Annotated in this window: 19 protein-coding genes; 5 read left to right on the top strand and 14 right to left on the bottom strand. The window is 64.5% G+C overall.

Translation table 11 applies throughout. The features are described from left to right. Positions 1–209 precede the first annotated feature (209 nt). From rpsA to mtnA, 7 genes are all read right to left on the bottom strand, one after another. Positions 210–1,886: a 30S ribosomal protein S1 gene (gene rpsA / locus K5H97_RS07240; protein ID WP_028690822.1), complete on the bottom strand. Its 1,677-nt coding sequence runs from the start codon at positions 1,884–1,886 to the stop codon at positions 210–212. A 123-nt stretch (positions 1,887–2,009) separates the two neighbouring features. Beyond that, on the bottom strand, positions 2,010–2,696 hold the full coding sequence (cmk, locus tag K5H97_RS07235; RefSeq protein WP_028690823.1) for a (d)CMP kinase: 687 nt from the start codon (positions 2,694–2,696) through the stop codon (positions 2,010–2,012). Further along, complete coding sequence (locus K5H97_RS07230; protein ID WP_028690824.1) at positions 2,693–4,900, bottom strand: bifunctional prephenate dehydrogenase/3-phosphoshikimate 1-carboxyvinyltransferase; 2,208 nt, start codon at positions 4,898–4,900, stop codon at positions 2,693–2,695. Before K5H97_RS07230 ends, cmk begins: the two co-directional genes overlap by 4 nt. Positions 4,901–5,111: 211 nt before the next feature. Then, entirely contained in the window at positions 5,112–6,206 is a 1,095-nt protein-coding gene (pheA, locus tag K5H97_RS07225; protein ID WP_028690825.1) for a prephenate dehydratase, read from the bottom strand. Further along, on the bottom strand, positions 6,206–7,291 hold the full coding sequence (gene serC / locus K5H97_RS07220; protein WP_028690826.1) for a 3-phosphoserine/phosphohydroxythreonine transaminase: 1,086 nt from the start codon (positions 7,289–7,291) through the stop codon (positions 6,206–6,208). Before serC ends, pheA begins: the two co-directional genes overlap by 1 nt. A 133-nt stretch (positions 7,292–7,424) precedes the next feature. After that, on the bottom strand, positions 7,425–10,187 hold the full coding sequence (gyrA, locus tag K5H97_RS07215; RefSeq protein WP_028690827.1) for a DNA gyrase subunit A: 2,763 nt from the start codon (positions 10,185–10,187) through the stop codon (positions 7,425–7,427). 248 nt (positions 10,188–10,435) lie between these two features. Next, positions 10,436–11,512 (bottom strand): S-methyl-5-thioribose-1-phosphate isomerase, encoded by a 1,077-nt coding sequence (gene mtnA, locus K5H97_RS07210; protein WP_028690828.1) that lies wholly within the window; start codon positions 11,510–11,512, stop codon positions 10,436–10,438. A 111-nt stretch (positions 11,513–11,623) separates the two neighbouring features. On the opposite strand from mtnA, the gene K5H97_RS07205 reads away from it, so the two are divergent. The 4 genes from K5H97_RS07205 to K5H97_RS07190 all read left to right on the top strand — a co-directional run bounded on the left by K5H97_RS07205 (position 11,624) and on the right by K5H97_RS07190 (position 15,173). Further along, positions 11,624–12,949: a TRZ/ATZ family hydrolase gene (locus K5H97_RS07205; RefSeq protein WP_028690829.1), complete on the top strand. Its 1,326-nt coding sequence runs from the start codon at positions 11,624–11,626 to the stop codon at positions 12,947–12,949. Between the two features lie 63 nt (positions 12,950–13,012). Beyond that, positions 13,013–13,711 (top strand): bifunctional 2-polyprenyl-6-hydroxyphenol methylase/3-demethylubiquinol 3-O-methyltransferase UbiG, encoded by a 699-nt coding sequence (gene ubiG / locus K5H97_RS07200; protein ID WP_028690830.1) that lies wholly within the window; start codon positions 13,013–13,015, stop codon positions 13,709–13,711. A 2-nt stretch (positions 13,712–13,713) separates the two neighbouring features. Continuing rightward, positions 13,714–14,385, top strand: coding sequence for an N-acetylmuramic acid 6-phosphate phosphatase MupP (gene mupP / locus K5H97_RS07195; RefSeq protein WP_028690831.1), 672 nt, complete (start codon positions 13,714–13,716; stop codon positions 14,383–14,385). 47 nt (positions 14,386–14,432) lie between these two features. Next, positions 14,433–15,173: a YciK family oxidoreductase gene (locus K5H97_RS07190; protein WP_028690832.1), complete on the top strand. Its 741-nt coding sequence runs from the start codon at positions 14,433–14,435 to the stop codon at positions 15,171–15,173. 68 nt (positions 15,174–15,241) lie between these two features. Here K5H97_RS07190 and K5H97_RS07185 read toward each other — a convergent pair whose 3' ends face one another. From K5H97_RS07185 to K5H97_RS07155, 7 genes are all read right to left on the bottom strand, one after another. Then, positions 15,242–16,027 (bottom strand): TenA family transcriptional regulator, encoded by a 786-nt coding sequence (locus K5H97_RS07185; protein ID WP_028690833.1) that lies wholly within the window; start codon positions 16,025–16,027, stop codon positions 15,242–15,244. Between the two features lie 38 nt (positions 16,028–16,065). Next, positions 16,066–18,522, bottom strand: a complete 2,457-nt coding sequence (locus K5H97_RS07180) for an EAL domain-containing protein (RefSeq protein ID WP_028690834.1) — start codon at positions 18,520–18,522, stop codon at positions 16,066–16,068. A gap of 159 nt (positions 18,523–18,681) precedes the next feature. Then, the gene (locus K5H97_RS07175; RefSeq protein WP_028690835.1) at positions 18,682–20,514 is read right to left on the bottom strand and encodes an ABC transporter ATP-binding protein; all 1,833 of its coding nucleotides are present in this window, start codon (positions 20,512–20,514) and stop codon (positions 18,682–18,684) included. Then, positions 20,507–21,139, bottom strand: a complete 633-nt coding sequence (locus K5H97_RS07170) for a DsbA family protein (RefSeq protein WP_028690836.1) — start codon at positions 21,137–21,139, stop codon at positions 20,507–20,509. The genes K5H97_RS07175 and K5H97_RS07170 overlap by 8 nt, the downstream gene beginning before the upstream one ends. Positions 21,140–21,142: 3 nt before the next feature. After that, positions 21,143–22,075, bottom strand: coding sequence for an oxygen-dependent tRNA uridine(34) hydroxylase TrhO (gene trhO, locus K5H97_RS07165; protein ID WP_028690837.1), 933 nt, complete (start codon positions 22,073–22,075; stop codon positions 21,143–21,145). A 205-nt stretch (positions 22,076–22,280) separates the two neighbouring features. Continuing rightward, positions 22,281–22,577: a BolA family protein gene (locus K5H97_RS07160; RefSeq protein ID WP_028690838.1), complete on the bottom strand. Its 297-nt coding sequence runs from the start codon at positions 22,575–22,577 to the stop codon at positions 22,281–22,283. Between the two features lie 10 nt (positions 22,578–22,587). Continuing rightward, positions 22,588–23,112 (bottom strand): DUF2059 domain-containing protein, encoded by a 525-nt coding sequence (locus K5H97_RS07155; RefSeq protein ID WP_028690839.1) that lies wholly within the window; start codon positions 23,110–23,112, stop codon positions 22,588–22,590. Positions 23,113–23,265: 153 nt separating this feature from the next. Here K5H97_RS07155 and K5H97_RS07150 point away from each other — a divergent pair, with 153 nt between their 5' ends. Continuing rightward, positions 23,266–24,660, top strand: a complete 1,395-nt coding sequence (locus K5H97_RS07150) for a class II fumarate hydratase (protein WP_028690840.1) — start codon at positions 23,266–23,268, stop codon at positions 24,658–24,660. Positions 24,661–24,726: the final 66 nt, after the last annotated feature.

Genomic DNA, 24,726 nt, shown 5'->3' with positions numbered 1-24,726 from the left:
CAGCACGGGCAATCCTCACTCCGCACGAACCCAAGCGCACTGAGACGCGACTTTGCGGGCAAGCGGGAAAGCCTACCGCCCACGCATCACGCACACCCGCAGAAATAGCCACAAACCCTGTAGGAACAAACTGCTTTGAGCCAGCCAGGCAAATCACAGACACAAAAAAAGGCGACCCAAGGGTCGCCTTTTTACCGATCAAACAGAACTCAGTTCTGCTTGGCCATTGCTTCGCGCAGCAGCGCAGCCATGGTGGTATCGGCAGCCGCTTCCGGAGCGTTTTTCAGGCTCTGGATGGCTTCGCGCTCTTCAGCGTCGTCCTTCGACTTGATGGACAGGCTGATAACGCGGGACTTGCGGTCGACGCTGATGATCTTGGCTTCGATCTCTTCGCCTTCCTTCAGCACGTTACGGGCGTCTTCAACGCGGTCACGGCTGATTTCGGAAGCCTTCAGAGTAGCTTCGATGTCGTCGGCCAGGGTCACGATAGCGCCCTTGGCGTCAACTTCCTTGACGATACCTTTAACGATAGCGCCCTTGTCGTTGACAGCAACGAAGTTGGAGAACGGATCGTCTTCCAGCTGCTTGATGCCCAGGGAGATGCGCTCGCGCTCTGGGTCAACCGACAGGATGACGGTTTCCAGCTCGTCGCCCTTCTTGAAGCGACGCACGGCTTCTTCGCCAGCTTCGTTCCAGGAGATGTCGGACAGGTGAACCAGACCGTCGATGCCGCCGTCCAGACCGATGAAGATACCGAAGTCGGTGATCGACTTGATGGTACCGGTGATCTTGTCACCCTTGTTGAACTGGCCGGAGAAGTCTTCCCATGGGTTCGATTTGCACTGCTTGATACCCAGGGAGATACGACGACGCTCTTCGTCGATGTCCAGAACCATGACTTCCACTTCGTCGCCAACCTGAACGACTTTCGACGGGTGGATGTTCTTGTTGGTCCAGTCCATTTCGGAGACGTGCACCAGGCCTTCAACGCCTTCTTCCAGTTCAGCGAAGCAGCCATAGTCGGTCAGGTTGGTGACGCGAGCCATGACGCGGGTGCTTTCTGGGTAACGGGCTTTGATAGCAACCCATGGGTCTTCGCCCAGTTGCTTCAGACCCAGCGAAACGCGGTTGCGCTCGCGATCGTACTTCAGGACCTTGACGTCGATCTCGTCACCAACGTTGACGATTTCCGACGGGTGCTTGATACGCTTCCAGGCCATGTCGGTGATGTGCAGCAGACCATCGACGCCACCCAGGTCAACGAACGCACCGTAGTCGGTGAGGTTCTTGACAATACCTTTGACCTGCTGGCCTTCCTGCAGCGACTCCAGCAGAGCTTCGCGCTCGGCGCTGTTTTCGGCTTCCAGGACGCTGCGACGAGAAACGACAACGTTGTTGCGCTTCTGGTCCAGCTTGATGACCTTGAATTCCAGCTCTTTGCCTTCGAGGTGGGTGGTGTCGCGCACTGGGCGGACATCAACCAGGGAGCCCGGCAGGAACGCACGGATGCCGTTAACGTCGACAGTGAAGCCGCCTTTAACCTTACCGTTGATAACGCCCTTGACCACTTCTTCGGCAGCGAAAGCAGCTTCCAGAACAATCCAGCACTCGGCGCGCTTGGCTTTTTCACGGGACAGCTTGGTTTCGCCAAAGCCGTCTTCGACCGCGTCCAGCGCAACGTGAACTTCGTCACCGACCTTGATGGTCAGCTCGCCAGCTTCGTTGATGAACTGCTCGAGCGGGATGACGCCCTCGGACTTCAGGCCAGCGTGAACGGTAACCCAGTCGCCGTCGATGTCGACAACGATACCGGTGATGATGGCACCCGGCTGAAGATTGAGGGTTTTCAGGCTTTCTTCAAAGAGTTCTGCAAAGCTTTCGCTCATTTTAATTCCTGTAGATTCGGGCGAAACAAACGCCCATAGCCACTTTCCAGACAATGTGGGTTTCGTTAAGTAAAGAAGAACTGGCAGGACGTTGACTGGTGCCCCTGCCCGCTCTCCTCTCCATCAGGCCAGGTCGCGCAGGGCGAGCTCGCTTCTGATGCGTTGCAGCACCTGCTCGATGGACAACTCCGTGGAATCCAGCTGAATGGCATCGGCCGCCGGCTTGAGCGGGGCCACTGCGCGCTGGGTGTCACGCTCATCGCGCGCACGGATCTCATCTAGCAGACTTGACAGACTAACATCTTCACCCTTGCCCTTCAACTGCAGGTAGCGGCGACGGGCACGCTCCTCGGCGCTGGCGGTGAGGAAGACCTTGAGCGGCGCGTCAGGGAACACCACGGTGCCCATGTCGCGACCGTCGGCAATCAAACCCGGCGCCTCGCGGAAGGCGCGCTGGCGCTGCAGCAGCGCCTCGCGCACCGCCGGCAGCGAGGCGACCATCGATGCGCCGGCACCGACGGTCTCGGTACGGATGACATGACTGACATCCTCGCCCTCGAGAATGATCTGCTGCAATTTGCCCGGCTCGGCAGCGATGAACTGCACGTCCAGATGGGCGGCCAGGGCCTTGAGCAGCTCTTCGTTGGTCAGGTCGACGCCATGATTGCTGGCATTGAACGCCAGCAGGCGGTACAGGGCGCCGGAATCGAGCAGGCGCCAGCCCAGCTCGCGGGCCAGCAGGCCCGCCACGGTACCCTTGCCCGAGCCGCTCGGCCCGTCGATGGTGATGACCGGTGCTTGCGAATTCACGACTTGCCCTCTTCGGCGACGCGGATTCCGACTTCCTTGCACAGCGCCAGGAAGTTGGGGAACGACGTGGCGACGTTGGCACAGTCATGGATCACGATCGGCGCGCTGGCGCGCAGCGAGGCGATGCTGAAGGCCATGGCGATGCGATGGTCACCGTGGCCGTGCACTTCGCCGCCGCCGATCGGGCCGCCGTCGATGATAATGCCGTCCGGCGTCGGCTCGCACTTCACGCCCAGGGCGATCAGGCCGTCGGCCATCACCTGGATGCGGTCCGACTCCTTGACCCGCAGCTCTTCGGCGCCACGCAGCACCGTGCGCCCTTCGGCGCAGGCAGCGGCGACGAACAGCACCGGGAACTCGTCGATGGCCAGCGGCACCAGGTGCTCGGGAATCTCGATACCCTTGAGCTTGGCGCCGCGCACGCGCAGGTCGGCCACCGGCTCGCCGCCGACTTCACGCTGGTTCTCAAGGGTGATGTCGCCACCCATCAGGCGGAGGATGTCGATCACGCCGGTGCGGGTCGGGTTGATACCGACGTGCTCCAGGACCAGCTCGGAACCTTCAGCGATGGAGGCCGCCACCAGGAAGAATGCCGAGGAGGAAATGTCCGCCGGTACTTCGATGCGGGTAGCGGTGAGCTTGCCACCAGACTGCAGGGAGGCCACCGGGCCGTTCGACTCGACCGCGTAGCCGAAGCCGCGCAGCATGCGCTCGGTGTGGTCACGGGTGGGCGCAGGCTCGGTGACGGTGGTGGTGCCCTCGGCGTACAGGCCGGCCAGCAGCAGGCAGGATTTGACCTGGGCGCTGGCCATCGGCAGCGTGTAGTTCAGCGCCTTGAGCTTATGACCACCACGGATGGTCAGCGGCGGACGGCCTTCAGGGCCGGTCTCGACCACAGCGCCCATTTCGCGCAACGGATTGGCCACGCGGTTCATCGGGCGCTTGGACAGCGAGGCGTCGCCAGTCATGGTGGTGTCGAACGGTTGCGCCGCCAGCAGGCCGGACAACAGGCGCATCGAGGTACCGGAGTTGCCGACATACAGCGGGCCGGGTGGCGGCTTGAGGCCGTGCAGGCCGACGCCATGGATGGTCACGCGTCCGTGGTGCGGACCTTCGATGACCACGCCCATGTCACGGAAGGCCTGCAAGGTGGCCAGGGCGTCCTCGCCCTCGAGGAAACCTTCCACCTCGGTGGTGCCTTCGGCCAGCGAGCCGAGCATGATCGAGCGGTGGGAAATCGACTTGTCGCCAGGTACGCGGATCCGTCCGGACACGCGGCCACCCGGTTGGGCCAGGAAAATCAGATCGTTGGCGTTCATAGCGTCCACATAGGCCCGGCGGGCCAGGATTTTACTGAAATGCTCGCGGGCAACCCGGGCGCGGGTGAACACACCCAGCAGTTGGTGCCCGTCCCCAGCATCGACCGCGTCGCGCAAGGCGTCGAGGTCGCTGCGAAATGTATCGAGAGTGCGCAGGACCGCCTCGCGGTTGGCGAGGAAGATGTCGTGCCACATGATCGGGTCGCTACCAGCGATTCTCGTGAAATCGCGAAAGCCCCCCGCAGCGTACCGGAAGATCTCCAGGTTTTCATTGCGCTTGGCCAGCGAATCGACCAGGCCGAAGGCCAGCAGGTGCGGCAGGTGGCTGGTGGCGGCCAGGACTTCGTCATGGCGCTCCACCGGCATGTGCTCGACATCGGCGTCCAGCGCGCGCCAGAGGCGGTCAACCACGGCCAGCGCCTGCGGGTCGGTGTCCGCCAGCGGCGTGAGAATCACCTTGTGGCGACGGAACAACGCGGCATTGGAGGCCTCAACGCCGCTTTGCTCGGAGCCGGCGATCGGGTGCCCCGGCACGAAGCGCGGCAGACGCTCGGCGAACGCTTCGCGCGCTGCACGCACGACGTTGCCCTTGGCACTACCCACGTCGGTGATCACCGCGTCACCCAGGTCAAGCTGGGCCAGCCGGGCCAGGACTTTCTCCATGGCCAGGATCGGTACCGCCAGCTGGATGACATCGGCGCCGACACAAGCGACGGCCAGGTCCGCCTCGCAGCGGTCGACCACGCCCAGCGCCACGGCCTGCTTGCGCGACTCGGCATCCAGGTCGACGCCGACCACCTCGCGGCACAGGCCGCTTTCACGCAAGCCCTTGGCGAAGGAGCCGCCGATCAGGCCGAGGCCGACCACGACCAAGCGGCCGACAATCGGTGCGGATTTGTTTGTTACAGCATCAACCACGAGTACGAACCCTGTTCAGAAATCTAGGCAATCTGCGAGACCCACTGGGGCTGCGTTGCAGCCCATCGCGACGCAAGGCCGTTCCCACAGGACTCAGTACAGCTTCAAGGCCTGCACAATACCTGTGGAAGCGGCCTTGTGTCGCGATGGGGCGCGAAGCGGCCCCGGCAATCTCAAATCAAAGCACCGCCTTCGGATACGAACCCAGCACCTTCAGCGCCACAGCCTCCTGGCTGATCTGCTCCAGCACCGCCTTGATCAGCGGATCGCGGTGATGGCCGACGAAGTCGATGAAGAACACGTAGGTCCACTTGCCGCTGCGCGACGGACGGGTCTCGATGCGCGTCAGGTCGATGCCGTTCTCGTGGAACGGCACCAGCAGCTCATGCAGCGCGCCCGGCTTGTTGCTCATGGAAACGATGATCGAGGTCTTGTCGTCGCCGGTCGGCGGTACTTCCTGGCTGCCGATCATGAGGAAGCGCGTGGAGTTGTCCGGGCGGTCCTCGATCTTCTCGGCCAGGCGGGTCAGCCCGTACAGGTTGGCCGCCATGTCGCCAGCGATCGCCGCCGAGTTCCACTCGCCCTTGACCCGCTTGGCCGCCTCGGCGTTGCTGGAGACAGCCACGCGCTCGACGTTCGGGTAATGGGCGTCCAGCCACTTGCGGCACTGAGCCAGCGACTGGGCATGGGAGTAGATGCGGGTGATGCTGTCGGTCTTGGTGTTCTCGCCCACCAGCAGGTGGTGGTGGATACGCAGCTCCACCTCGCCGCAGATCACCATGTCGTGTTCGAGGAAGCTGTCCAGCGTATGGCTGACCGCGCCTTCGGTGGAGTTTTCCACCGGCACCACGCCAAAGTTGACGGCACCGGCCGCCACTTCGCGGAACACCTCGTCGATGGCCGCCATCGGGCGACTGACCACGGCGTGACCGAAGTGCTTCATGGCGGCCGCCTGGGTGAAGGTGCCTTCCGGGCCGAGGTAGGCGACTTTTAGCGGCTCTTCCAGGGCCAGGCAGGAGGACATGATCTCGCGGAACAGCCGCGCCATCTCTTCGTTGTCCAGCGGCCCCTTGTTGCGCTCCATGACGCGCTTGAGCACCGCGGCTTCACGCTCGGGGCGATAGAACACCGGCGCCTCGCCTTCGGCCAGCGACGCGGTCTTGACCTTGGCCACTTCCTGGGCGCAACGGGCACGCTCGCTGATCAGCTCGAGGATCTTCTCGTCGAGGCTGTCGATGCGCACGCGCAGGGCCTTGAGTTCCTGGTCGGACATCAGCCGTGCTCCTTCTCGAATTCAGCCATGTACTGCACCAGCGCCTCGACGGCCTCCAGGCCCAAGGCATTGTAGATCGAGGCGCGCATGCCACCCACCGAACGGTGCCCCTTGAGGTTCAGCAGGCCACGGGCGTCGGCGCCAGCCAGGAAGGCCTTGTCCAGGCGCTCGTCGGCCAGGCGGAACGGCACGTTCATCCACGAACGGGCGTTGTGGCTGATCGGATTGGTGTAGAACTCGCTGCCGTCGATGAAGCCGTACAGGCGGTCCTTCTTGGCGCGGTTGCGCTGCTCCATGGCCTCGACGCCACCCTGCTCCTTGAGCCACTCGAACACCAGGCCCGAGAGGTACCAGGAATAGGTGGCCGGGGTGTTGTACATCGAGCCGTTGTCGGCCGCGATCTTGTAGTCGAGCATGGTCGGGCAGCTGCTGCGGGCGTGACCCAGCAGGTCTTCACGGACGATCACCACCACCAGGCCGCTGGGGCCGATGTTCTTCTGCGCGCCGGCGTAGATCAGGCCGAACTGCGACACGTCAGTCGGGCGCGAGAGGATGTCGGAGGACATGTCGACCACCAGCGGGACGTCGCCGGTCTCGGGCACCCAGTCGAACTGCAGGCCGCCGATGGTCTCGTTGGACGCATAGTGAACGTATGCCGCGTTCTTGGTCAGTTTCCACTCGTTCTGGCCTGGGATGGCCAGGTAGTCGTAGGGCTTGGCGCTGGCGGCGACGTTGACGTTGCCGAAACGACGCGCTTCCTCGATGGCCTTCTTCGACCAGATGCCGGTCTCGACGTAGTCGGCGGTGCCATTCTCCGGCAGCAGGTTCAGCGGAATCTCGGCGAACTGCTGGCTGGCGCCGCCCTGCAGGAACAGCACCTTGTAGTTGGAGGGGACGGACAGCAGGTCGCGCAGGTCCTGCTCGGCCTTTTCGGCAATGGCCACGTAGTCGTCGCTGCGATGGCTCATTTCCATCACCGACAGGCCCTTGCCGCGCCAGTCCAGCATCTCGGCCTGGGCACGCTGCAGGACAGCATCGGGAAGCGCGGCGGGGCCGGCGCAGAAGTTAAAGGCTCGTTTGCTCACATCCACTCTCGCTCTGCCAAATAGAACAAATCGTCACTCACAGACCCCGCCAACCCCTGCAGGAGCGAGCGTTGCCTGTTCCAATCAGTCAAACGGGGCGACCTTGGTCGCCCCGTTCGGGTTGTTGCTTCGGTTACTCCTGAGGTGCCTCTTCGGCGCCTGCGTTGTCCTCGCCCACTGCATCGAGCGGGGCGCCCTCCTCGTCCGTCTCGACCAGGTCGTCGAGTTCTTCCTCGGATGGCTCCTGGACACGCTCCAAGCCCACCAGTGTTTCGTCCGTGGCCAGCTTGATCAGCGTAACACCCTGGGTGTTACGGCTCAGGCTGGACACTTCGCCGACCCGCGTGCGCACCAGGGTACCCTGGTCGGAAATCAGCATGATCTCCTCGCCTTCCTGCACCTGGATGGCGCCGATCAGCAGGCCGTTGCGCCCCTTGGTGCCCATGGCGATCACGCCCTGGCCGCCACGACCGCGACGCGGGAACTTGGAAAGCGGGGTGCGCTTGCCGAAGCCACGCTCGGAGGCAGTGAGGATCTGCGCGCCGGACTCGGGGATCAGCATGGAGATGATCTGCTGGCCCTTGCCCAGTTTCATGCCGCGCACGCCACGGGCATTACGACCCATCTCGCGCACCACGCTCTCGGCGAAGCGGATCACCTTGCCGGCGTCGGAGAACATCATGACTTCCTTGGCGCCATCGGTAATGGCTGCGGCGATCAGGGTGTCGCCTTCCTTGAGCTTCAGGGCGATCAGGCCGTTGGAGCGCGGACGGGCGAACTGCACCAGCGGGGTCTTCTTGACGGTACCGGAGGCGGTGGCCATGAAGATGTAGGCGCCGGTCGGTTCGGCGGCCCACTCTGGGGTGTCGCCGTCTTCCTCGTCGATCTCTTCGGCCTCAACCAGCTCGCCTTCAATCACGCTGTCATCGCTGTCTTCCAGCTCTTCCTCAGGGTCTGCGTGCTGCTGCAGCGCTTCCAGGTCGATCTGCAGCATGGCGGTGATGCGCTCACCCTCCTCCAGCGGCAGCAGGTTGACCAGCGGACGACCGCGGGCGGCGCGGGATGCCTCGGGGATTTCGTAGGTCTTCTTCCAGTACACCTTGCCCTTGCTGGAGAACAGCAGCAGGGTGGCGTGGCTGTTGGCGACCAGCAGGTGCTCGATGTAGTCCTCGTCCTTGACGCCGGTGGCCGACTTGCCCTTGCCGCCGCGGCGCTGGGCCTGGTAGGCGGACAATGGCTGGGTCTTGGCGTAACCACCGTGGGAGATGGTCACCACGCGCTCTTCTTCCGGGATCATGTCACCGTAGTTGAGGTCGTGGCTGGCGTTGAGGATCTCGGTGCGGCGGGCATCGCCGTACTCGGCGCGGATCGCTTCGAGTTCTTCGCGGATCACTTCCATCAGGCGCTCGGCGCTGCTGAGGATGCGGATCAGCTCGCCGATCTGCTCGAGGATCTCCTGGTACTCGGCCAGCAGCTTCTCGTGCTCCAGGCCGGTCAGGCGGTGCAGGCGCAGCTCGAGGATGGCCTGGGCCTGCTCCGGCGACAGGTAGTACTTGCCTTCACGCAGACCGTACTGCTCCGGCAGGTCTTCCGGACGGCAGGACTCGGCGCCGGCGCGCTCGACCATGACCTGCACCGCGCTGGACTCCCAGGCGGTGCTGATCAGCGCTTCCTTGGCTTCGGACGGGGTCGGCGAGGCCTTGATCAGGGCGATGACCGGGTCGATGTTGGACAGCGCGACCGCCTGGCCTTCAAGGATGTGGCCACGCTCGCGGGCCTTGCGCAGCTCGAACACGGTGCGGCGGGTGACCACTTCGCGACGGTGGCGAACGAACGCCTCGAGCAGGTCCTTGAGGTTCAGCAGGCGCGGGCGACCGTCGATCAGGGCAACGATGTTGATGCCGAACACGCTCTGCAGCTGGGTCTGCTGGTAGAGGTTGTTGAGCACCACTTCCGGCACCTCGCCGCGACGCAGCTCGATGACGATGCGCATGCCATCCTTGTCGGACTCGTCGCGCAGCTCGGTGATGCCTTCGATCTTCTTCTCTTTGACCAGCTCGGCGATCTTCTCGATCAGACGCGCCTTGTTCAGCTGGTACGGCAGCTCGGTGACGACGATCTGCTGGCGACCACCGACCTTGTCGATGTCCTCGATCTCGGAACGGGCGCGCATATAGATGCGGCCACGGCCGGTGCGATAGGCCTCGATGATGCCCTGACGGCCGTTGATCAGGCCGGCGGTAGGGAAGTCCGGACCCGGGATGAACTGCATCAGTTCATCGACCGTGATGTCGGAGTTGTCGATCAGCGCCAGGCAGCCATCGATCACTTCGCCGAGGTTGTGCGGCGGGATGTTGGTGGCCATGCCCACGGCGATACCGCTGGAACCGTTGACCAGCAGGTTGGGGATCTTGGTCGGCATGACCGCCGGGATCTGCTCGGTACCGTCGTAGTTGGGCACCCAGTCGACGGTTTCCTTGTGCAGGTCGGCCAGCAGCTCGTGGGCCAGCTTGGCCATGCGCACTTCGGTGTATCGCATGGCCGCGGCGTTGTCACCGTCCACCGAACCGAAGTTGCCCTGGCCATCGACCAGAAGGTAGCGCAGCGAGAAGGGCTGTGCCATGCGCACGATGGTGTCGTACACAGCGGTGTCGCCGTGCGGGTGGTACTTACCGATCACGTCACCGACCACACGGGCGGATTTCTTGTACGGCTTGTTCCAGTCGTTGCCCAGTTCGCTCATCGCATACAGAACGCGGCGATGCACGGGCTTCAAGCCGTCACGCGCATCGGGCAGCGCTCGCCCGACAATAACGCTCATCGCGTAGTCGAGGTAAGACTGTCTCAGTTCGTCTTCGATATTGACCGGGAGGATTTCTTTGGCCAGTTCGCCCATGAGAAGCCTGATTCCTTTTTCTGGTGAAACTTCGCCTGATCCCTCGAAGGACGAACGAAGCTCGCCGCCGCAGCGCATATGGGGTGCGACGACTTACGACAAATCAATGAGTTGTGACATGGATCTGCGCAATGAAGGCCGCCGCAAAGAGCGGCCTTGGAAACTGCCGGATGGTATCACAAACACGGGACGCATGGGAGATATGGCAGGTTGCCTTGAAGCGCCATCCAAACGGGTGAAAAAACACCTCAATGCAGGCGTTTGCGGCACATCAACTGGGCGATTTTCGCCGTATCCGGACGCTCGACCACCCCCCTCTCGGTGACGATCACGTCGATCAGGTCCGCCGGGGTGACATCCACCACCGGGTTGTAGGCCTCGACATCGGCCGTCACCTGGATGCCCGCGACTTCCAGCAACTCCTCTTCGCCACGAGTCTCCAGCGGAATGTCCTCGCCGGTGGCCAGGTTCAGGTCGACGCTGGTGCTCGGCGCCACCACCATGAAGCGCAGGCCGTGGTGCATGGCGGTCACCGCCATCTGGTAGGTGCCGATCTTCGCCGCCACGTCGCCATTGGCGGCGATACAGTCGGCACCAACCACCACCCAGGTGATGCCCTTGGTCTTCATCAGGTGTCCCATGGCCGCGTCGGCGACCACGGTCACCGGCACGCCATCGGCGGCCAGTTCCCAGGCGGTCAGGCGCGAGCCCTGCAACCAGGGCCGCGACTCGCAGGCATAGACCTGCTCAACCATGCCTTCCAGGGTGGCAGCGCGGATCACCCCCAAGGCGGTGCCGAAGCCGCCGGTGGCCAAGGCCCCGGCGTTGCCATGGGTGAGCAGAGCCTGTTCGCTGCCCTGGTGGCGACGAATCTGCTCGACGCCGAACTGGGCCATGGTCAGGTTGGCCTCGCGATCGCTTTCATGGATGGCCACCGCCTCGGCCTCCATCACCGCCAGCACATCCTCCCCTGAACGCAGGCGCTGCAGGCGTTCACGCATGCGGTTGAGCGCCCAGAACAGGTTGGCCGGGGTCGGGCGCGCCTCGCCCAGCAGCATGAAGTCCTCCTCGAGGGACTCCTCCCAGCCGTCACCCTCGGCCAATCGCTGGCGCAAAGCCAGCACCAGGCCATAGGCGGCGCAGATTCCGATCGCCGGGGCGCCGCGTACAGCCATGTCGCTGATTGCCTCGGCCACCTCGTACGCCTGCGTGCAGGCCAGCCAGCACTGCTCCAGCGGCAGCAGGCGCTGGTCGAGCAGGTGCAACACGCCGTCGCGCCATTCGATGCCCGTCACCGTCTCCGCCGCCATCAGTTGCTCGCGCATCGCCTCTCCCCGTCGCCCTGACATCAAAAGCCGGCGATTATAGCGACCCTCAGCCGCGGACGCTCGGGTATACTGCGCGTTTAGCCGAACCAACCCAGGTATATGCCGCGCATGCCCACCGCCATCCCTCTCCTCGACCTGCTGCTTGTGCCGGACTGGCTGGTCCCCGTGGAGCCGGCCGGCGTGGTGCTCGAAGGCCATGCACTGGGTGTGCTGGACGGCCAGATCGCCTGGCTCGGCCCCCGCGAACGGGCACCCCGGGCCCGGGAAGTGCGCGAACTGCCCGACTGCGTGCTGACGCCCGGGCTGGTCAACGCCCATGGTCACGCCGCCATGGCCCTGTTCCGTGGCCTGGCCGATGACCTACCGCTGATGACCTGGCTGCAGGAGCATATCTGGCCGGCCGAGGGCCGCTGGGTGGACGAAACCTTCGTGCGTGACGGCACCGACCTTGCCATCGCCGAGCAGCTCAAGGGCGGCATCACCTGCTTTGCCGACATGTACTTCTTCCCCCGCGAAGCCTGCGACCGCGTGCACCAGAGCGGTATCCGCGCGCAGATCGCCGTGCCGCTGCTGGACTTCCCGATCCCCGGCGCGCGCACCCCGGACGAGGGCCTGCACCTGGCCATCGAGCTGTTCGGCGACCTGCGCCACCACCCGCGCATTACCGTCGCCCTTGGCCCGCACGCGCCGTACACGGTCAGCGATGCGAACCTTGAGAAGATCCGGGTAATCGCCGACCAGCTCGACGCACCGCTGCACATGCATATCCACGAGACCGCCGGCGAAGTCGAGCAGGCGCTCAAGGACAGCGGCGAGCGCCCACTGGCCCGCCTCGCCCGCCTGGGCCTGCTGGGGCCGAACCTGCAGGCGGTGCACATGACCCAGGTCAGCGACGAGGATCTGGCCCTGCTGGTAGAAAGCAACACCAGCGTGGTCCACTGCCCCGAGTCCAACCTCAAGCTGGCCAGCGGCTTCTGCCCGGTGGAGCGCCTGTGGCAGGCCGGAGTGAACGTGGCGGTGGGCACCGACGGCGCCGCCAGCAACAATGACCTCGACCTGCTCGGCGAAACCCGTACCGCCGCGCTGCTGGCCAAGGCCGTCGCCGGCTCGGCCACCGCCCTGGACGCCCACCGGGCGCTGCGCATGGCCACGCTCAACGGCGCCCGGGCGCTGGGCCTGGAGGCGACGACCGGCTCGCTCGAGGTAGGCAAGGCCGCCGACCTGGTCGCCTTCGACCTGTCGGGGCTGGCGCAGCAGCCGGTGCACGACCCGGTCTCGCAATTGATCTACGCCACCGGCCGCGATTGCGTGAAGGACGTCTGGGTCGCCGGCCACGCCCTGGTGCTGGACCGCCGCCTGACGCGGATGGACGAGCGGGCCCTGGCCGCCAATGCCCGCGCCTGGGGAGCCCGCATCGGCGGGCGCAACGAATAACCGGGCGCCAGCCACGGCTGGCGCCCCGTGACACTTTCATAGAAGCTTCAGAGGACTGTTCAGATGAGCAACGTCGACCACGCCGAAATCGCCAAGTTCGAAGCCCTGGCTCACCGCTGGTGGGACCGCGAGAGCGAATTCAAGCCACTGCACGACATCAACCCACTGCGGGTCAACTGGATCGACGAGCGCGTCGCCCTTGCCGGCAAGAAGGTGCTGGACGTCGGCTGCGGCGGCGGCATCCTCAGCGAGGCGATGGCCCAGCGCGGCGCCACCGTGACCGGCATCGACATGGGCGAGGCGCCACTGGCGGTGGCCCAACTGCATCAGCTGGAGTCCGGCGTGGCGGTGGAGTACCGGCAGATCACCGCCGAGGCCCTGGCCGAAGAGATGCCCGAGCAGTTCGACGTGGTCACCTGCCTGGAGATGCTCGAGCACGTGCCCGACCCCTCATCGGTGATCCGTGCCTGCTACCGCATGGTCAAGCCGGGCGGCCAGGTGTTCTTCTCGACCATCAACCGCAACCCCAAGGCCTACCTGCTGGCAATCATCGGCGCCGAGTACATCCTCAAGATGCTGCCGCGCGGCACCCATGACTTCAAGAAATTCATCCGCCCCTCCGAGCTGGGCGCCTGGAGCCGCGCCGCGGGCCTCGAGGTCAAGGACATCATCGGCCTGACCTACAACCCGCTGACCAAGCACTACAAGCTCAGCAACGACGTCGACGTCAACTACATGATCCAGACCCTGCGCGAGGAATGAGCATGCGCCTGCGAGCAGTACTCTTCGACATGGACGGCACCCTACTGGACACGGCGCCGGACTTCATCGCCATCTGCCAGGCGATGCTCGCCGACCGCGGCATGCCGGCCATCGACGACGAACGCATCCGCGAGGTGATCTCCGGCGGCGCCCGCGCCATGGTCGCCGCAACCTTCGCCATGGACCCCGAGGCGGACGGCTTCGAGGCCCTGCGCCTGGAATTCCTCGAGCGCTACCAGCGCGACTGCGCGGTGCACAGCAAGCTGTTCGACGGCATGCCGGAGCTGCTGGCCGACATCGAGAAAGGCAACCTGCTGTGGGGCGTGGTCACCAACAAGCCGGTGCGCTTCGCCGAACCGATCATGCAGCGCCTGGGCCTGGCAGAGCGCTCGGCCCTACTGATCTGCCCAGACCACGTGAAGAACAGCAAGCCCGACCCCGAACCGTTGATCCTGGCGTGCAAGACCCTGGACCTGGACCCGGCCAGCGTGCTGTTCGTCGGCGATGACCTGCGTGACATCGAGTCTGGCCGCGACGCCGGCACCCGCACCGCAGCGGTGCGCTATGGCTATATTCATCCAGAGGACAACCCCAACAACTGGGGCGCTGACGTGGTGGTGGACCACCCGCTGGAACTGCGCAAGGTGATCGACAGCGCGCTGTGCGGCTGCTGAACCTTCGCGCAGCCCCCATTGATCGCAACCGATTTAAGGACAGACCGATGTTCGACTACACCGCCCGCCCCGACCTGCTCAAGGACCGGATCATCCTGGTCACCGGCGCCGGTCGCGGCATCGGCGCCGCCGCCGCCAAGGCCTACGCCGCCCTGGGCGCCACCGTGTTGCTGCTGGGCAAGACCGAGTCCAACCTCAACGAGGTCTACGACCAGATCGAGGCCGCTGGCCATCCGCAGCCGGTGGTGATCCCGTTCAACCTGGAAACCGCCCTGGCGCACCAGTACGACGAACTGGCGGCGATGATCGAGGAGCAGTTCGGTCGCCTCGACGGCCTGCTCAACAACGCCTCGATCATCGGCCCGCGCACGCCGCTGGAGCAGCTCTCGGGCGATAACTTCATGCGCGTGATGCACATTAACGTCAACGCCACCTTCATGCTCACCAGCACCCTGCTGCCGCTGCTGAAACTGTCCGAGGACGCCTCAGTGGTGTTCACCTCCAGCAGCGTCGGGCGCAAGGGCCGGGCCTACTGGGGTGCCTACGGGGTGTCGAAGTTCGCCACCGAGGGACTGATGCAGACCTTGGCCGACGAGCTGGAAGGCGTGGCGCCGGTACGCTCGAACAGCATCAATCCGGGCGCCACGCGCACGGCGATGCGCGCCCAGGCCTACCCAAGCGAGAACCCGCAGAACAACCCGCTGCCCGAGGACATCATGCCGGTGTACCTGTACCTGATGGGGCCGGACAGCAAGGATGTGAACGGACAAGCGCTGAACGCGCAGTAAGGCCCACTTCGCCGGCAAGCCAGCTCCTACGGAATCGACTGTAGGAGCCGGGTTGCCGGCGAACTGTTTCAGCCCGCCGCCAATGCCGGGCGCAGACGCCCCTGCTGACGCCCCTCGAGCTGCATGCAACGCTCCAAAAACAGGAACATGCAGTCATAGCTCTTGCAGATCGCCCGACGCAGTTCGGTGCGCAACCCCAACGTGGGGTTCTCGCCGGCCAGGGTGCAGATGATCTCAAGCGCTTCCCAAGGGTGCGCATCATCGTACTGCGCATGCATCTTCAGCCACTTCATCGCGCGCTTGCGGGTGTCCTCGGGGAACCCTTGGGCATAGGTGTCCTCAGCGCACACCACCGCCGACCACTCGCCGGTGGCACCTTCGATGGCGTAGTTGGTGGCCGCCATGGCGATAGCCAACGACTCGGTGGCGCACACCCGCCAGCACCAGTCGTTGAGGCCGTTGAGCTCCGGCGGCACTTCCTGGGACTGCAATTCATGCAGATGGATACCGTGTGCCTGGCACCAGTTCACCCAGTAGTCGGCATGGTTGAGCTCGACCCGGATGTTGCGCATCAGCCAGCGGCGCGCCATGTCTTCGCCAGGATGCCGGGCGTAGCGGGTCTTGGTGAGGTTGTGGGCCATGTAGAGGGAAAACTGCTCGACCACCGGCCAGCCACCGATCAAGTACTGGCGGATGGTCGACTGCTTGAGCTGGCCATCGCGCAGTCGCTGGTAGAACTCATGCTCCACCACCCGGCGCTTGCTTTCGCGGCAATCCTCTATCAGTTGTTGAGCCCACTGCGGATAACTGGCCGGATCCATCAATGGTCCGATCCTTACGAACGCGTCGATCACTGTCAGCTCCTTGATTCCCTGTGATTTCCGGGCGTTGTTCAGCGAAAGGTCCCCGGCGCCCGGTGCAGAAGGGGCCTCGCGGCAATCCGTTGGCGCTGCAGGCTGTCGCAGGTGAAGACCTGCGGGCGTTCGATAAGGTATCCCTGGGCGTAGTCAACGCCGATCTCCTGCAAAGCCTGCTCGATCAGCGGTGTCTCGACAAACTCGGCGATGGTCCGCTTGCCCATGACGTGACCGATGTGATTGATCACCTCGACCATCGCCCGGTTGATCGGATCATCGAGCATGTCCTTGACGAAACTTCCGTCGATCTTCAGGAAGTCTACAGGCAAATGCTTCAAATAGGCGAATGACGACATTCCGGCGCAGAAGTCGTCGAGCGAGAATTTGCAGCCCAGTCCTTTCAATTCATTGATGAATCGGATCGCACTGCCCAGATTGGCGATGGCGCTGGTTTCGGTAATTTCGAAACAGATCAGTCGAGGCGGGATGTCGAACTCGCCAAACAGGCGTTGCAAATACTCGAGGAACTTGTCATCGCCGATACTTGAGCCGGATAAATTGATGGCGCACATCGCCAGGGGGCCCTCCCGGCCTTCGTCCACGCACTGGCGGATCACCTGGAACACACTGCGCACCACCCAACGGTCGAGCGCGGTCATCAGCCCATAGCGCTCCGCTGCGGGGATGAAACTGTCGGGCAGGATGGTGCGCCCGCTTTCGTCGTGCAGGCGCAGGAGGATCTCGATATGCCCGGGGCCCTCATGGGGATGCAAGGGCGCGATCTCCTGGGCGTAGAGGCAGAAACGGTTCTCCTCCAGCGCCACGTGCAATCGCTGGATCCAGGCCATTTCGCCAAAGCGCATAGACAGCTCACTGTCATCGGCATGATAGACCTGGACCCGATTGCGTCCTTTCTCCTTGGCCATGTAGCAGGCCATGTCCGCCGCGCGCAACGAAGCTTCCAGGGTACTGGGCACCTGGGCGATGTGCACCAGGCCGAGGCTGACCGTGGTTACGAAGGGGCGCCCCTTCCATACGAAATGCAGGCTCTGCACGGACTGGCGCAACTGTTCGGCAATGCGCTCGGCCTGCTCCGGCGGGCAATTCTCCAGGAGCACGCCAAACTCGTCGCCACCCAGGCGCGCGAGGGTATCACCCTCGCGCAGGCCCGACTGCAGCACTGCGCAGATATGCCGCAGCAATTCGTCACCAGCGGCATGGCCGCAGGTATCGTTGACCAGCTTGAACTGGTCGAGGTCGAGGAACATCAGCGAATGGCGCCCGGCCTGGCGCGCCAGGCCGTTGAGCGCCTGCTCCAGGCGATACTCGAACTCCCGGCGGTTGGCCAGCCCGGTCAGGGCGTCATGGGTGGCCTGCCAGGACAAATTGGCAATGTACTGGCGCTCCTGGGTCATGTCGTGTAACACCACCACGACGCCACTGACCTGCCCTTCGGTGAGGATGGGCGAGCCCACCAGGTTAACCGACACCGTGCTGCCGTCCAGGCGCTGGATCAGCCGGGCGTGCTCGGCGCCGCCCTTGAGGCTGCCGCTGAGCACCTGCTCGACCAGCGTCAGGCTGTCACCCTCGGCGTTCTCGTCGAGCAGGCTGAACAACGCCGTCAGCGGCAGCCCCTGGGCCTGCACCGCCTGCCAGTGGGTCAACTGCTCCGCGGCCGGGTTCATATAGCTGATGCAACCGTCGACATCGGCGGTGATCACCGCATCGCCGATCGATTCCAGGGTGATCTGCGCCCGCTCCTTCTCCTCCTGCAGTGCACTGGCGAACGCCTGGCGCTGGGCCAGCAGCTTGCTCGAACGTCGCCAGGCCATGGCGATCAGGAACAGCGCGGTGGCCAGGTTGGTGAGCATCAGCACCTTGAGCAACATCCGCGAGCCTTCACCCAAGGCATCGCTGAACGCCTTGGCGGCGGGGGTGACACCGTCATTGATGGCGACGATGCGCGCCTTCCAGTTGGCCACCTGGTGGGGATCGATAACACCGCTGGCGAAACCTTGACGCATCTGCTGGGCCAGCACATCGAGCTGGCGCAGGTAGTCGTCACCGATGTTCCAGTAATCGATGGCGGTTTCCATATAGCTGATATGACGGAAGTTGCGGTAGAACCAGATGATCCGGGCAACGTCCTCAGGGTGGTTGCCGCCCTGTAGCACGCCCTGGCGCGCCGCCTCCAGGTCCGGCTCGGGTCGATCCAGGGCCAGGCGCAGGTTATGGTCGCCCTGGGGCACCAGGATGGCCCGGCGGTAGCGAGCATAGGTCAACGGATCGCGGTCGTCGGCGTAGAGGTTGAGGTAATAGATGGCGTCCTTCTGCGCCTTGGACCACAAACTCTCGCCTGCCACGTAGGCGCGCACGGCGGACAATGCATAAAGGCTCAGACTGCCCAGCAGTACCTGGAAAACCACAACGGCGACGAAAGGCCAGATGATACCCAGCAGCCTTGGCGCTTCGAGAGTCCGATTTACCTTCATGTAGTCCCTGTCATGGCGGCAGATAAGGCACGAATCGACCTAGACAAGCACAGCGTAGGCCATTTGCCATGAAGGAGCGACAAGCTACCAGCGCCAAGCAGCAAGAAAAAGTGCGCTGACTGCGACTTGCCGCTTGCAGCTCGAACCTTGAGGCTGTTTTCAGGTCTGCTGCAGATGGCCGTAGAGCTTGGCGTACAGGCCGCCCTCGGCGATCAGTTGCTGATGGCCGCCGTCCTCGGCGACATGGCCGCCGTCGAACACCAACACGCGGTCGGCCTGCTTCACCGCCGACAGGCGGTGGGCGATGATCAGCGTGGTGCGACCGCTGAGGAACCGCGCCAGGGCCTGGTGCAGGTTGTACTCGGTGGCGGCGTCCAGCGCCGAGGTGGCTTCGTCGAGAATGACCACCTTGGGCTCGGCCAGCACCATGCGAGCGATCGCCAGACGCTGGCGCTGGCCGCCGGACAGGCGCACGCCGGAACGCCCGACGATGCTGTCCAGGCCCTGGGGCAGCGCGGCGATGGTGGCGTCCAGCTGGGCGATGCGCAGCGCCTGCCAGCAGGCATCGTCACTGCAATCGCGGCCCATGGTCAGGTTGGCGCGCACACTGTCGTTGAACAGCGACGGGTGCTGCAGCACCACCGCGACGTGCTCGCGCAGGGTCTCCAGGCCGATCTCCTGCAGGCTGGCGCCGCCGAAACGGATGGTCCCGGCCTGGGCGCTGTACAGCCCCAGCAGCAGCTGCACCAGGGTGCTCTTGCCGCCGCCGCTGGCGCCAACGATAGCGACCTTCTCACCCGGGGCGATGGACAGGTTCAGCTGGTCCAGCACCGGCTCGTCGGCGTAGGCGAAGCGCAGGTCGCGCACCTCGATGCCGACCGTCTCGCGCCCGGCGAACGGGTCGCTGGCCGCCGGGTACTGCGGCTCATCGGCCCGCGCCAGCAGCTCATTGAGGCGACTGAGCGCGCCCCCAGCGGCGTAGTAGGCATATTGCAGGTTCAGCAACTGCTCCACCGGGCCGATCATGAACCACAGGTAGCTGAACACCGCCAGCATCTGACCGATCGACAGGTCGGAGAACAGCACGGTGAGCATCGCTGCGGCGCGGAAGATGTCGATGCCGAACTGGAACAACAGGCCGCTGGCCCGGCCACTGGCATCGCTCTTCCACTGCGAGGCCACGGCATAGTCGCGCACCTCGCGGGCGCGCAGGCCCAGGCGACCGAGGAAATACCCCTGACGGTTGCCGGCGCGGATCTCCTGGATCGCATCGAGGGTCTCGGTCAGCGCCTGGGTGAAGCGTGCGGTGCTGTCGTTCTCGAGCTTCTTCAAGTGCTTGACGCGCTTGCCCAACTGCACGGTGAAGTAAATCACCAGCGGGTTGAACAAAAGGATCAACAGCGCCAGCTGCCAGTGCATCCAGATCAGGATGGCGGCGGTGCCGGTCAGGGTGAGCACGGCCACCAGGAAGCGGCTGAGGGTTTCGCCGACGAACTTGTCGAGGGTGTCCAGGTCGGTGACCAGATGGGTGGTGACCGTACCGCTGCCCAGGCTTTCGTATTCCTTGAGCGAAATACGCTTGAGCCGCTCGATCAGGCGGATGCGCAGGCGGTAGACGATGTCCTTGGCCAGGCCAGCGAACAGTTTGGCCTGGACCACGTTGAACGCCAGCGCCGCCAGGCGCAGGCCCAAGGTGGCGCACAGCATCAGGCCGATATAGCCCGCGGCCACCTGCCAGCCTGCGGGCAGGAAGTTGTTCATCCACTTCAGTGCGGCGTCGCCATGCCCCAGCAGCACTTCATCCACCAGCAACGGCAGCAGCAAGGGGATGGGCACGCTGCACAGGGCAGCGAGCACGGCCACCAGGTTGGCGGTCCACAGGGCTCGCTTGTGGCGCAGGGCCAGGCGGCGGATTTCCGCCCAGCTCAGGCGATCGGGCACAGCGGGGGACTTCCCTGGCACAGGGTCTGGCGACCCTGGCAGGTCAAGCACAGGCGGCCTGCTGCAGCCAGCGGCCGAGCAGCGGCTGCAGGCTGTCCAGCGACTGGTAGCCGTTGGTCAGCAGGGCCAGCTGGCCATTGCGCTCGGCCAGCAGCGTCGGAAAGCCGGCGATGCCCAGGTCCTGCACCCAGCCGAAGTCGGCACTGGTGGCGGCACGGGTATCGGCGCTGGTGAAGCGCTGCGAGAACGCCTCGCGGTCGAAACCGGCCTGTTCGGCCAGCTCCACCAGTTGCGGGGCGCGGGTGACATCCAGCCCCTGCTCGTAGAACGACCGCTGGATCAGCTTGAGCAACGCCCAGGCCCGCTCATCGTCCAGCTCGCGCGCCGCGACCAGCGCGCGGCACGCAGGCTCGGTGTCGTAGACGAAACCGTCAGGCATCGCGCCATCGAAACGAAACGGCTGCCCGGTGGCGTCATGCACCGCCTGCCAGTGCTCGAGGATGTACTTGCGGGTCGAGGCATCCAGGGCGCTGCCGCCGCTGCGCAGGCCACCGGGCACCAGGCGGGTGACGACGCCCGCCTCACGCGCCTGGGCGATCAGCGCCTCGGCCACCGGGGCAAAACCCCAGCACCAGGAGCACATCGGGTCCATCACATAGAGCAGGCGTGCGGACATGCATCAGGCCTCGGCTTTGTAGTTGTAGCCGATCGGGTGTGGCTGGTTGCGCGCCTTGGCCAGTTCAATCTGCTTCTGGCGGTCGATGGCGCTGCGCCGGGTCTTCTCGCTCAGGCTGTCCCAGCAATGCGGGCAGCTCACGCCTGGCGAATAGTGCTCCGACTCCCGGTCCTTCACGTCGATCGGATGGCGGCAGGCATGGCACTGGTCGTACTCGCCCTCGCTCAGGTCGTGACGCACGGTGACCCGGTTGTCGAAGACGAAACAGTCGCCGTCCCAGAGGCTTTCTTCCTGGGCTACTTCCTCGAAGTATTTCAGGATGCCGCCCTTAAGATGATAGACGGCTTCGAAGCCCTCACCGAGCATGTAGCTGGAGGCCTTTTCGCAACGGATGCCACCGGTGCAGAACATGGCGACCTTCTTGTGCTTGCTCGGGTCGAAGTTGGCCTTGATGTAGTCGGGGAACTCGCGGAAGGTCTCGGTCTTCGGGTCGATCGCGCCCTTGAAGGTGCCGATGGCCACTTCGTAGTCGTTGCGGGTGTCGATCAGCAGCACTTCAGGGTCGCTGATCAGCGCGTTCCAGTCTTTCGGATCGACGTAGGTGCCGACCGCCTTGTTCGGGTCCACGCCCGGCACGCCGAGGGTGACGATCTCTTTCTTGAGCTTGACCTTGGTGCGATAGAACGGCTGCTCGTCGCAGTACGACTCTTTATGGTCGACATCCACCAGGCGTGGGTCGCTGCGCAGCCAGGCCAGCAGCGCGTCGATGCCTTTACGGGTGGCCGAGACGGTGCCGTTGATGCCTTCGTTGGCCAGCAGCAGGGTGCCTTTGACGCCGTTGTCGACCATGGCCTTGAGCAGCGGCTCACGCAGTTCGATGTAGTCTTCCAGGGTGACGAACTTGTACAGCGCCGCCACGACGATCGGTTGGGTCATGAATCTGAAACTCCTGGTGGTTGCCCTCGTAAGGGGCGGACCGGGTTTGGCATGAAAAAGCATAGGGGCGCCTTACGCCCCTTTCGCGACACAAGGCCGCTTCCACAGGGGGATGCGTATTCCTGTGGGAGCGGCCTTGTGTCGCGAAAGGGCCGCAAAGCGGCCCCCGGATTTTGCGAGATTGTACCAGAACGACGGAAAGGATTCAGTGCCCACCGCCGGCGCACACCGGCGAGGCAGGCGCCACGCCGACCGCCGCCCACTCCTCGGGCGTATAGGTGTGGATCGCCAGGGCGTGGATCTCGCCCATCAGATCACCCATGGTGGCGTAGACCTTCTGGTGGCGCTTGACGCTGTTCAGCCCGGCGAACTGCTCGCTGACCAGCACCGCCTTATAGTGCGTTTCCTGGCCACGGCTGTGCATGTGGCTTTCGTTGCGCACTTCGAGGTGGTCTGTGCCCAGCGGCGCCAGCTGCTGCTCGATGCGTTGCTGCATGTTCATCGCGTCAGGCTCACTTCTTAGCCGGAGCGGCTGCCTTGCCAGCGCTCGGGTCGAGTTCCTTGGTCATGTCGTCGAGCAGCTTGTTGACCACCGGCACCGCCGGCTCCAGGCTCTGCTGGGTCAACTGGGCCGACTGCTGGGTGACCTTGGGCATCTCGCGCAGGACTTTCTTGCCCAGCGGCGACTCGTAGAACTTGACCAGGTCGTTCAGCTCGGCCTCGGTGAAGGTCGCGGTGTACAGGTCGACCATCTTCGGCTTGAGCTTCTTCCAGCCGATGGCGTTGTCCAGGGCGGCGTTGGCCTTGGCCTGGTAGCTGTCGAGCACCGTTTTCTTGGCAGCCGGCGCCTTGGTCTGTTCGAAACGCTGGGCGAACATCTGCTGGACCTGCATGTACACCGGGGTGCCCAGCTTGTCGGCATTGGCCAGGGTCAGGAATTTCTCGGCAGCGGCATTGTGGCTCGCGGTGGCGGCGAGTACCTGGCCGCTGGCGCAGGCCAGGGCAACGGCAGCACAGAGGACACGAAGACGGGTCATTGCATTTCCTTCAAGAAAGGGAGGCGGGTACCTCAGAGTAGAGCATTCTGCGCCGTGGTGGCGAAGTGCTCAAGTGGCACGACGAGCGACTGAACCGCTGCGACGAATCAGGGCCTAAACTGCGATTTCTGACTACAAAGGAGTGAGCGCAGCATGAGCCGTATCGAGACAGACAGCCTGGGCCCGGTCGAAGTTCCAGAGGACGCCTACTGGGGTGCGCAGACCCAGCGTTCGCTGATCAACTTCGCCATCGGCAAGGAGCGCATGCCGCTGGCGGTGCTGCACGCCCTGGCGCTGGTCAAGAAAGCCGCTGCCCGGGTCAATGACCGCAACGGCGACCTGCCCGCCGACATCGCCCGGCTGATCGAGCAGGCCGCCGACGAAGTGCTCGACGGCGATCACGACGACCAGTTCCCACTGGTGGTGTGGCAGACCGGCAGCGGCACCCAGAGCAACATGAACGTCAACGAGGTGATCGCCGGGCGCGCCAACGAACTGGCCGGCAAGGGCCGTGGCGGCAAGGTACCGGTGCACCCGAACGATCACGTCAACCGCTCGCAAAGCTCCAACGACTGCTTCCCCACCGCCATGCACATCGCCGCCGCCCAGGCCGTGCACGACAAGCTGCTGCCGGCGATCGCCGACCTGTCGGCGGGCCTGGCCGAGCTGTCGGCGCGCCACATGAACCTGGTCAAGACCGGGCGCACCCACATGATGGACGCCACGCCGATCACCTTCGGCCAGGAGGTGTCGGCCTTTATCGCCCAGCTCGACTACGCCCAGCGCGCTATCCGCGCAACGCTGCCGGCGGTCTGCGAACTGGCCCAGGGCGGCACCGCGGTGGGCACCGGCCTCAATGCCCCGCACGGTTTCGCCGAAGCCATCGCCGCGGAGTTGGCGGCCCTGTCAGGGCTGCCGTTTGTCACCGCGCCAAACAAGTTCGCCGCCCTCGCCGGTCACGAGCCGCTGACCAGCCTGGCGGGCGCGCTGAAAACCTTGGCCGTGGCGTTGATGAAGATTGCCAACGACTTGCGCCTGCTGGGTTCGGGCCCGCGCGCCGGGCTTGCCGAAGTACGCCTGCCGGCCAACGAACCCGGTAGTTCGATCATGCCCGGCAAGGTCAACCCGACCCAGTGCGAGGCCTTGTCGATGCTGGCCTGCCAGGTGCTTGGCAACGACGCGGCGATCGGCTTTGCCGCCAGCCAAGGCCACCTGCAGTTGAACGTGTTCAAACCCGTGATCATCCACAACCTGCTGCAGTCGATCGAGCTGCTGGCCGATGGCTGTCGCAACTTCCAGCAGCACTGTGTGGCCGGTATCGAGCCGGACGCCGGGCAGATGGCCGCGCACCTTGAGCGCGGCCTGATGCTGGTGACGGCGTTGAACCCGCATATCGGTTACGACAAGGCGGCGGAAATCGCCAAGAAGGCCTACAGCGAGGGCAAGACCCTGCGCGAGGCGGCGCTGGAACTGAAGTACCTGACCAACGAGCAGTTCGACCAGTGGGTAAGGCCGGAAAACATGCTGGCGCCTGGCGGCAAGGGCTGATCCGGTGACCTCATCGCGGGGCAAGCCCGCTCCCACGCCAGCCACAAAACGCAGCGTGGGAGCGGG

The sequence above is a fragment of the Pseudomonas mosselii genome, assembly GCF_019823065.1.
GTDB lineage: Bacteria > Pseudomonadota > Gammaproteobacteria > Pseudomonadales > Pseudomonadaceae > Aquipseudomonas > Aquipseudomonas mosselii.
The sequence above is the reverse complement of the archived record's forward strand: the minus strand, read 5'-3'. Positions and strand labels throughout refer to the sequence as shown.